The organism is Nonomuraea zeae (assembly GCF_005889725.1).
GTDB classification, from domain to species: Bacteria; Actinomycetota; Actinomycetes; order Streptosporangiales; family Streptosporangiaceae; genus Nonomuraea; species Nonomuraea zeae.
Genome location: NZ_VCKX01000396.1, coordinates 1 through 9,844, shown reverse-complemented (window position 1 = coordinate 9,844; position 9,844 = coordinate 1). Strand labels below are relative to the sequence as shown.

The 9,844-nt window shown below is 67.9% G+C and carries 9 protein-coding genes; 6 read left to right on the top strand and 3 right to left on the bottom strand.

From position 1 onward, the window contains the following. The first annotated feature begins 220 nt into the window (after positions 1-220). The 5 genes from ETD85_RS56245 to ETD85_RS56225 all read left to right on the top strand — a co-directional run bounded on the left by ETD85_RS56245 (position 221) and on the right by ETD85_RS56225 (position 2,914). Positions 221-733, top strand: coding sequence for a type II secretion system F family protein (locus ETD85_RS56245; protein WP_240780060.1), 513 nt, complete (start codon positions 221-223; stop codon positions 731-733). Between the two features lie 590 nt (positions 734-1,323). Continuing rightward, positions 1,324-1,521: a hypothetical protein gene (locus ETD85_RS56240; protein WP_138698045.1), complete on the top strand. Its 198-nt coding sequence runs from the start codon at positions 1,324-1,326 to the stop codon at positions 1,519-1,521. A 193-nt stretch (positions 1,522-1,714) separates the two neighbouring features. Continuing rightward, positions 1,715-2,044, top strand: a complete 330-nt coding sequence (locus tag ETD85_RS67130) for a DUF4244 domain-containing protein (RefSeq protein WP_138698044.1) — start codon at positions 1,715-1,717, stop codon at positions 2,042-2,044. A gap of 3 nt (positions 2,045-2,047) precedes the next feature. After that, entirely contained in the window at positions 2,048-2,428 is a 381-nt protein-coding gene (locus tag ETD85_RS66415) for a TadE family type IV pilus minor pilin (protein ID WP_138698043.1), read from the top strand. Positions 2,429-2,554: 126 nt separating this feature from the next. Continuing rightward, positions 2,555-2,914 carry an Rv3654c family TadE-like protein gene (locus tag ETD85_RS56225; RefSeq protein WP_276617415.1) on the top strand — a complete coding sequence of 120 codons (360 nt, stop codon included), beginning with the start codon at positions 2,555-2,557 and terminating at the stop codon, positions 2,912-2,914. 29 nt (positions 2,915-2,943) lie between these two features. Here the strand turns inward: ETD85_RS56225 and ETD85_RS56220 are convergent, their stop codons facing one another. Next, positions 2,944-3,717 carry a class I SAM-dependent DNA methyltransferase gene (locus ETD85_RS56220; RefSeq protein ID WP_170247394.1) on the bottom strand — a complete coding sequence of 258 codons (774 nt, stop codon included), beginning with the start codon at positions 3,715-3,717 and terminating at the stop codon, positions 2,944-2,946. 599 nt (positions 3,718-4,316) lie between these two features. On the opposite strand from ETD85_RS56220, the gene ETD85_RS56215 reads away from it, so the two are divergent. After that, positions 4,317-6,851, top strand: a complete 2,535-nt coding sequence (locus ETD85_RS56215) for a hypothetical protein (protein WP_138698040.1) — start codon at positions 4,317-4,319, stop codon at positions 6,849-6,851. A gap of 618 nt (positions 6,852-7,469) precedes the next feature. Here ETD85_RS56215 and ETD85_RS56210 read toward each other — a convergent pair. Next, entirely contained in the window at positions 7,470-7,811 is a 342-nt protein-coding gene (locus ETD85_RS56210) for a VOC family protein (protein WP_138698039.1), read from the bottom strand. Between the two features lie 398 nt (positions 7,812-8,209). Continuing rightward, positions 8,210-9,844: Zn-binding domain-containing protein (locus ETD85_RS56205; protein WP_240780059.1), on the bottom strand; the 1,635-nt coding region annotated here is incomplete at its 5' end.

Sequence of the window (9,844 nt, the reverse complement as noted above, 5' to 3'; positions counted from 1 at the left end):
ACCCTCATCAACAGCAACCCTCCCCGCAACCCTCCAACGCCATCCTCCAAGCAACCCCACACAGCTACGCCCGGAAGAGCAGCAACCACCAACGTGGCTACAACCCACCCACCATCAGCCACGACTCCCGATAGCCCGCAAATCCGCCGTCCCCGCCCTATGCACCGGACTGATCTTCGCTCTCCTGATAGGCGGCACAGCCGGAATCATCACCGGCCTCTTGGCCACCCCCGCGGTCGCGACCTTCCTGCGCAAGAAGCGCCAGCCCCAGCAGGCCCGCCAAGACCAAAAGCGCATCGCCATCGACCTGCCTTTCGCCGCGGACCTGATGACCGCCTGCCTACGCGCAGGACGCCCGGTGAGCGCCGCCACCGAAGTCGCCGCCACTGCGATCGGCGGTCCCCTCGGTCAACGACTCAGCTGGGTGAGCAGTCAGCTACGCCTGGGCGCCGACCCGGAAACCACCTGGGCCGGCCTGGCCAGAGACCCCGCGATGGGCCGGCTCTCTCGAGCGATGAGCCGAGCCGCCCAAAGCGGCGCACCTGTGGCGGACGTCCTGACCCGCCTGGCCGACGACGCCCGCGAAGCACTGAGAGCCGAATCCGTAGCCTCGGCCAGAAGAGTCGGCGTAATGGCAGTAGCCCCTCTAGGCCTCTGCTTTTTGCCCGCCTTCGTGCTACTCGGCATCATCCCGGTCATAGCCGGTCTCGCCTCCACGATCATCATCCCGTAAAGCCTGCATCTGAAGGGCTCTCGCCCCCGCCCCGCTCCTGAGCTGACGCCCTGCACCCTCGCGCCCGCCACTCTTAAGTCCGCGCCGCCCCGAGTCCGCGCCGCCCCGAGTCCGCGCCGCATGGTTTCCACCACTGAGCCCGCCATCGAGCCCTTCCCTCCGAGCCCCCGTCCGCGAAGCCAGCACCCGCCGAAGCCCTTCGCCTGTCGACTCCGTTCCCGAGTCTCCACCTCATGAGGCATGCCCTGACGTCGGCGAACTGTGGACCAACGACGGCGAATGGCACGACACCCGCGGGCTCACGCCCCGCAGCACCAAGAGGGTCCGTATGCTCCTGATCTCGCCTGGGCTGGGGTCATCCTGCGCCTGCACCTGCTGACCCCCGCACCCCGGACGGGCGGCTGTTCCGCAAGAGCCCCGTCCAGGACAAGGTGTCCGGCCAGGCCCGGGTCGGTGTGGAAGCGAGCCCGCAAAGCCGCTCTTGCCTCGCAGAGCAGGCCTCCGCCATCGCGAGGCGGGTCCTACGACCTACGGCAGCCGAACGCCAGCATGCTGACAGCGACGAGTGCGGGCGCCGCTGAGATTGCTCGGTGGCGCTGGGCCCTTCCATCCGCATCCTGCTCAGTACCTACGCTCCTTGGGTCAAAGGCGGCGAAGATCCAGCGAACGCCCTGATCGAGGCTGCCCTATCGGTCGAAACGGTCATGGATCCAGCGAACGCCCTGGTCGAGGCGACTCCATCGGCCGAAACGGCCACGGATGGGGCGCTGACCAGCGAAAGCGCCTGAGACGGGCTACACAATGGCCGCATACGGGCCGAAGGAGGACGGACTAACCCAAAACCTCAGGTCAATCCGCTGGTTGTGGACAACCGATCGTTCTCCACAGAACGCCGCTCGGCCCCTCGCCGATCACCCCGCTTCGGCGACCCTTGGACTCCCGCCGGACAAGACCCCGGCTCCGACTCACCTGGAGGGCCCGATGCAAAGTCCCGCCATCACGCCAGACGACGACATCAAAGCCGCCCCCACCACACCGCGCCACCGCAGTCACCTGATCCCAGCGCGGCCGATTGCGCTGGGCCACGGCCAGGCCGACACCTCGACACGACGCTTCGACAAGCGGCGCTTCGGCAAATGGCTCCACTACGCGGCCGCGAACCGAGAGCGAGGCATGTCAACAGCCGAATACGCCGTCGGGACCATAGCGGCCTGCGCTTTCGCAGCACTGCTGTTCAAAGTGGTGAGCAGCCCAGAGGTGCAGGAAATGCTGACAGCCCTGATCGACCGAGCACTCAAGACAACCGATTAGCGCATGACCCCCCGCCACGCGCGGACCTTCGAGACCGGTGAAAGGCCGGCATCGCGAGGTTCGGTGACAGCTGAGACGGCCGCGATGCTGCCCGCGCTCATGGTCGTCCTGGCGGCCGCACTTTGGGCCATCCAAGCGGTTGGCGCTCAGCTGGAATGCGTGGACGCGGCCCGCGCCGCAGCACGAGCCGCCGCCCGTGGCGAGTCACTGTCCCAGGTACGCGATTTCGCCCGTTCAGCCACCCGCTCGAACGCACACGTAGAAGTGACCCGCGACCTAGAGACCACAAAAGTGCGGATCACCGTAGAAGTAAGACCAGCCTGGGGCCCGTCGTTACCCGCCGTACGCGTATCCGCGTCAGCCACCGCCGACACCGAACCCTGACAGCAGGGCTGTAGCCCCTAGCAATGACGCCCACAGCCCAAACCACGGAGGCACCGATCCCAAAACCACGGAGGCACCGATCGCCAAAACCACGGAGGCACCGATCCCAAAACCACGGAGGCATCGATTCGGTACGCAGAACGAGGCTCGGCCACGCTCTGGGGTGTGGCCCTCATGGGCCTGCTGATGGCAGTCGCCACGGCGCTCGCCACCGTGGGCGCTGCCCGTGTGGCCCGCCACCGCGTCAGCAACGCCGCCGACCTGAGCGCTCTGGCAGCGGCGAGGCTCGCGTTGATCGACCCGGAAGCTGCCTGCCAGAAAGCAGCGGCCCTTGCCACGAGCAACGGCGTCCAACTCGCCGAATGCGAGATCACCAATGAGATCGCCGACGTCCGGACCTCCCTGTCGATCTCGCTACCAGTGGTGGGCACCCGCACCCTGACCGGCAGATCACGCGCAGGCCCAGCAGCCTCGACACCACGCTGAAGAGGCGGCCACCACTCCGACAGTCACCATCAGCCGCATTTACCCGCAAGCAGCAGAAACAGCGGAACACGACGACGACGCGCCAGCTCGTCAGCATCCCCATCGAAGCGATCAGCCCTGGGCGCACACTCACGCAGAGAAGTCAGAACGAATCCGGAGCTCGCCAGAATGGCCACGTAATCCTCGACCGTGCGGTGAAACCAGGTGACAGTGCTGCCCAGCCAACTCCGCTCCCGCGGCCCCTGACGGAAATAGTCGTCGACGACCCAATTTCCGCGCGGTCCCTGCCCACCGGGGTCGTGGGAGGTCAATACGGGATGGACAACGGTGAACACGATGCGCCCACCAGGCGAGAGGCTCGCGCGACAGGCGGCCAGGACCGGCGCGAGATCCTCGACATAGTGGAACGCGAGACGCGAAACGATCAGATCGAACGACGACGGCGGTGCCGCGAAGTCCTCCATATCGAGTAGTGCAGCCCGTCCCGACATGCCGGCCAGAGCCCTGTTGCCCGCCTCGACCATCGCCGCCGAGCCATCCAAGCCCAAGTAGCTACGGCACCCGGCGTTCAACAGCAGCGGGCCGATGGCCGCATCACCGCACCCGAGATCCAGCACCCGCAGCCCCGTAACGATCCCCAACTCGTCCAGGAGGGCCGGCTCCTCCATCACATGATTGGGGCTCGATACGCCACTGTGCCGATGACCGAGATATCGCTCGAAGACCTCAGGCGAGTCATAGAAGGATCCACCGCGTTGCTTTCCCGCCACGGCCAAGGAGTGTAGATCGGCGGACACGCCCATCCTCATTCCTCGGACGATGCGGACCAGCGAAATCCAGCCCGGCAGAGCACGATACGCCGACCGCCGACCGCCGACCGCCGACCGCCGACCGCCGAGTCACCTGAGCGCGAGCGCGAGCACGAGCACGAGGCGTCCCTAGAAGACCGAAGACGAGGACAAGTGGAACGGTCAATCACAGAGGCATGCGTAACAGCGAAACGCCGAAACCCTGCAAAGGCACCCGGCCGATAAGGACGCACGCAGAGGAAAGCACAGGCTGGCCAACGACGTGGAATGCATTGAGAACGCCCTCAACCAGGAGCAAGGTCAGTCGACGCGAACGGTGTGGTCGTTGGGGCCTGAGGGGCAATGTCGCAATCCCGTCACGACTTCTTAGACATGGTGTCCAAGAGTTGGATATCTCCCGTAAGGTTCCGCTTACCCTCAGTTCATGCCGTCTGTGACAGGAAGTCTGGGAGAGCCGGAACGAAGGTCGCTAAGGCGAGCGGGGCTCGGGGACGGTCGGTGACCGTATCGGCCGGGCGGACTGCACTTCCGGTCGTCGCGTGAGCGCTCCCCGGCGGTCATGCGGCGCGAGGCTCTCGATGGAGGGAAGCGTCGTGACGGTAGTCGGCAGAGTGGTGGCCGCAGGGATGATCGTGGCGGGATCCATCATGCTCGGCAGCGGATCCGCGCAGGCCGCCGTAGCGGTGCAGCAGGCCGGTTCCGCCGGGCAGATCACCTCGCCCTCTGACGGTCAGGTGGTCTCGGGTTCCTCGGTCACGATCTCCGCGCGTACCGGCCTCATGCAGCTCCGCATGGGTCTGTACGTAGAAGGACCGTCCACGCCGAGCCAGAAGGTGGCCGGCGGCGGCGCGAACCAGGAGATCTCCGGTACGTTCGACGCCGGCAGCGCTCCGAACGGCACCTTCACCGTGACGCTCAAGGGAGAGATCACTCAGACCAGGTACGCGAGCAGCACGTTCAAGCTGCGGCGACCTGCGGAGGCCCCGGGCAACGTGAACGCGAGCCTCCAGGGCACCACCAAGGTTGTCGTGACCTGGAGCAGGGGTTCGGAGCCCGACCTGCAGTCGTACGAAGTCTCCAACAGCCAGTCCGGCATCGTCGGCCGGCTCGCCGCCGACAGCGCGTGCTCGGGCTCCTCGTGCAAGGCGACGCTCGCCGTGCCGAGCAAGGCGGCGGGGCAGAAGGTGGGGTTCACGGTTCAGGCGTTCAGGGGTGATGGCGACGGCGGTTCGATCGGGTCGGGCAATTCGGCCGCCGCATACATCACCTTCCCCGCCCCGCCCGCTGCCCAGCCGAAGAAGACGACCAGCACTCAGCAGACGCCGAAGAACAAGGACACCAAGAGCGTCGACGCCCTGCCCACCCTGCCCGCCAAGAAGCAGACGCTGCCCACGAGCAAGCCGACGGCCCACAAGCCGAAGACCTCCAAGCTGCCGCAGATCCCCGACACCGACGCAAAGGGCAATCTCCCGATCCCGACCGCCGACACGTCAACCGGCGATCAAGACGAAACGGACGGCTTGGCGCCGGCCGGGACGAAGGACGGTACGAAAGACGGCGCGAAGGACGACACGGAAGCCGATCCCGTACAGACCAGTGATGTGAAGGCACAGTCGAGCGAGTCGCCCATGGGGAACATCGGCCAATACGGCCTGTATGTCGCGGGCGGACTCCTCCTGCTGCTCCTCGGCGCCCACGCAGGCGCTTGGGCCCGCCGCCGCGCACTTGCCTCCAGCCCCGGTGGCCCCGCACCCGGACCTGTCGCACCCGCACCCGCATCCGCTGCTGTCTCGCCGCCTGGCGAAACGGTTCCGGCGACGAAGCCGGTGAATGAAAGTGCCCCGCATGGGGGGACAACGCCTCGGCGGCCCGCGGTGATTCTCGCCGTCGCAAAGACCCGCGTCCCCGCCCAGAGCCACGCCCAGGAAGCGCCCGCAACCCGCCAGCCGTCGTCGGCAGACCGGCCGTCATCTGCACATCAGCTGGCATCGACCGAACGGTCGGCGTCGCCACACCAGTCGGCGTCGGCCGACCGGCTCGCGTCCCCCCATGAGCTGGCGGCGGCCGATCGGCCGCTGTCCGCCCATCAGTCGGTGTCGGCCGAGCGGCCGTCGTCCGGCTACGACTTGGCGTCGGCCGAGCAGTCGCCGTCCAGGGACCAGGCACCGTCCGGGAACCAGGCAACGTCCGCCCATCAGCCCTCGTCGGCCGGGCAGTCGCCGTCCACCCACCAACTGGCGTCCCCCTATCGGCCGCCGTCCGGCTACCAGTTGACGTCGGCCGACCGGTTGCCGTCCGGCTACCAACAGGCCTCGCCCAGCCAACCGCCGTCCGCTCATCGGCCGCCGCCGTCCGCCCAGCAACTGACCGCCGGGCAACTGACCGCCGGGCAACTGACCGCCCAGCAACTGACCGCCCGGCAGTCGGCGGCCCAACAGCCGTTTGTCGCAGAACAGCCGGAAACAGCTCAACATCCGGAGGTTCTCGGGCAGTCGACGGTCACCCTGCAGCCAGCGTCGGGCCAGGAGCAGGCATCGGCTGCGGCGCGGCTGGGGGTCCAGGATCTGCGGCCTGGTCAGCAGCCGGCGTCCGTGCCACGACCGTCTGCCGGGGACGTGCCGACGACCCCTCAGCGGGTGTCATCCGACGAGCAGGGGGCTGTTGCGCAGCAATCCGGATCCGATCAGCAGTCCACGGCCACCCAGCAGGCGGCTTCCATCCGGCAGCAACCGGCAGATGCCTTGAGATCTACAGCTGCTCAGCATTCCGGTGGTGTCGCCCCGGGCGGGCAGTCGTCTGGAGACACCCAGGGGCGCGGGGAAGTGCCCGTCGCCCTTCCGCGATACCTCGATGTGGAGGGCGAGGCGCGTGGGCCGGTTCGCATATCACTGCCCAGCTCTGCGGTGACCGACGTTCCCGCGTCGGCCGCCACGCCTGTTACCCCGCCCGCTGTCCGGATCGAGGATCGCTGGGACGACTACCTGCCGCCGTCGCCCAGGTCCATGGAGGACAGCGGGTTCTGGGAGCGACCGCAGCCTGGCTCCGCTGACTTCTGGGCGGCCGACAGCAACGAGGACGGCGGCGAACAGGCTTATGCCAGCCGTCGCCGCGGGGATGGCGACAGCTGAGACGGCAGCCGATCGCCGATTATCGGTGCGAGTGATGGGGATACTGCCCGCTTGACCGGCCCGGGGTGCGGTCAGTGGACTCCAGGCTCCTGCCGTTGCTGCGAGCTGGCTGGGGCATGGCTCCGGCGTCGTTGCGGGGATGGGTGGCTGGCATAAGCTCTCGCCGTCGGTGTGGAAGGGCTGGTTCGGCCGACATGGGTTGCCCGCCACCCGACATAGGCTGCCCGTCGTCGGCGTGGGGCTGGTTGGCTGGGCAGGCTCCTGCTGTCGGCGTGGGGGTGGCTGGCGCAGGCCCCCGCCGTCGCTGCGGGATTGGTTTAGTGGCGCGGCCCCCGCCGTCATTGCCGGGTTGGTTGGGGTGGCAGAGGGTCCCCGCCATCGTCGCTGGGTTTGTCGGCTGACGCTGGCCCCTGCGGGTCTGCGCGGAGTCGGTGGCTGACGCTGGCCGCTGCGATCGGTGAGAGGTCGGTTGGCGGCTGGGTGTGGTTGCGGGGTGCGAGGTCGGTTGGTGGCTGGGCGTGGGTTCGGCGGGCCTCCCGCTTGTACCTGAGTTAGGCGGTGGCGGGTGGTGAGTCGTCCGGGTGCAGGTAGCGAGCGCGGATGCGGACCCCGTACGGGTCACAAGGGGGCGCCGCCGAACCCGATTTCGTTGCCGTCCGGATCGCGGTAGGTGGTCTTGCGTACGCCGTTGGAGTAAGTCTCCTGTTGGGCGGGGTCGATTCCTCGCTCAGCGATCTGCGCCACACGCGTATCGAGGTCTTCGATGAAGATTGTGTGCATCGCATGGCCGGCGTGCTCGGGCCGCTGCTCGACGTACACGTACCGGTGTTCTGCCAGTTCCCACACGGCTTCCGTGTCGCTCGCGATGAACGTCGGCGGGGAGCCCAGCAGCCGTTCGTACCACTTCAGTGCCGCCGGGTAGTCGGTGACTGGAATTCCGGCAAATAAGTCGAGGGTCATGTCGCGATTCTATGGAATTTGTGGCGGCCCTGGGGATCTGTGGATTGGTCATGTCTCCTCTCTGTGCGTGTCCTAGTCCGGTTGGGGGGTTGACTGCTGTCCCCAGGTGCGAGATCGGTGGGCTGGTTTCGGCGGGAGAGATACAGGGGCGTTGTTAGATGTGCCTGTTGTGGCATCGGAATCTGTGCCGTGATGGGAAGGGCCGGCGATGCTGATTTGCTTGGCGGCTGGGTTCGGCTTGGTCGCGCGTTCGGGGCTGCTGCCTCACGAGGTGAGGGCAGGTCGATGCGGGCCGAGTTGTGGTTGACGTGAGCGTGTGGTGGCTCGCGCCTGATATGGAATGGCTCCGCGGGCGGGCATGGATTATTGAGCAGTGAGACGTGTTATTCGCATTTCGTTCACTCGGTACCCAATAGCGTGTTGAGAAGCCGGATGGCGCCGCGTTTGTGCAGGGGTTCGTTGCCGTTGCCGCATTTCGGGGATTGGATGCAGGACGGGCAGCCGCGTTCGCATTCACAGGAGGCTATGGCCTCGCGGGTGGCCGTCAGCCAGTCGGTGGCGCGGGCGTAGCCGCGTTCGGCGAAGCCGGCGCCGCCCTCGTGGCCGTCGTACACGAAGACTGTGAGCAGGCCCGTGTCGGCGTGCAGTTCGGTGGAGACGCCGCCGATGTCCCAGCGGTCGCAGGTGGCGAAGAGAGGGAGCAGGCCGATGGCGGCGTGTTCGGCGGCATGGGCGGCGCCGCCCAGGTCGATGCCTGCCTCGGCCAGGGGGGCCACCGCTGAGGCGGGGAGCGTCCACCAGACCGCGCGGGTGCGGAGGGTGCGGGGCGGCAGGTCCAGGGGTTCGTCGCCGAGCATCTCGCCTGATTGGAGGCGTCGCATGAGATATGAGACCACTTGCCGGGTCACCTCCACCTCGCCGAAGTGGAGCGTCCCGGGGCCCAGGGGTTGGGAACGTTGAGTGCCGAGGATGGAGATGTCCGTAATGTCGCGAGCGAACGTCGAGTAGTCGGGGTTGGCGCCGGCGACCAACGCCACCCCGGCCTCCAGATCGAGTTCTTCCACCAGGAAGGTCTCGCCCTGATGGAGATAGATCGCGCCCGTGTGCACGGTGGTGTGGGCGGCGGACTCGTCCACGCTGCCGAGGAGACGGCCGGTGGACGACTCCACGACCTGGATGGGGGCGCCTCCGCCGCCGCGGATGTCGGCGAGGTCGGTGGCGCGCTCGCGCCTGGTCCAGAACCAGCCTGCCGGACGCCTTCTGAGCAGGCCCTGGGCGACCAGGTCGGAGAGTAGGTCCGGGGCGGTGGCGCCGAAGGTGGGCAGGTCGTCCTCGGTCAGCGGGATCTCGGCGGCGGCGGCGCAGAGATGGGGGCCCAGCACGTAGGGGTTGTCGGGATCGAGGACGATCGCCTCCACGGGCTGGCCGAAGAGGGCCTGGGGGTGGTGCACGAGGTAGGTGTCCAGGGGGTCGTCTCGGGCGATCAGCACGGCGAGGGCGTCCTGGCCGTCGCGGCCGGCCCTGCCTGCCTGCTGCCAGAGGGAGGCCCGGGTTCCTGGCCAGCCCGCGATCAGGACAGCGTCCAGGCCGGAGACGTCCACGCCCAGTTCGAGGGCGTTCGTGGTGGCGAGGCCCATCAGCGTGCCTGCGCGCAGGGCCTTCTCCAGGAGCCTGCGGTCTTCGGCCAGGTAGCCGGCTCGGTAGGCGGCGATCTTGTTGGGGAGGTCGGCCACCAGGTCCGGAGGGTCGGGGATCGCCCAGCTGAGGGGGCTGTCCGCCGCGGCAGGGGTGTGCCCCGCGGCACGGGTGTGCCCCGCCGCCTCGGACCGGAGGCCGGGGCCGGCTGTTGATGCGGGGTCGGCTGCTGGTGCGGTGTCGTCCGTCAGGGCTGTGTCGTCCGTCGGGTTCAGCGGGTCTGGAAGGTCCGTGTCGTTTGCCGGGTCCGTCGGGGCAGTGTCGTCCGTCAGGTTCGTGTCGGCCGGCGTGCGGGTGGCTTGTGCTGGGGTCGGGGGGCTGGGGTCGAGCGGCGAAGG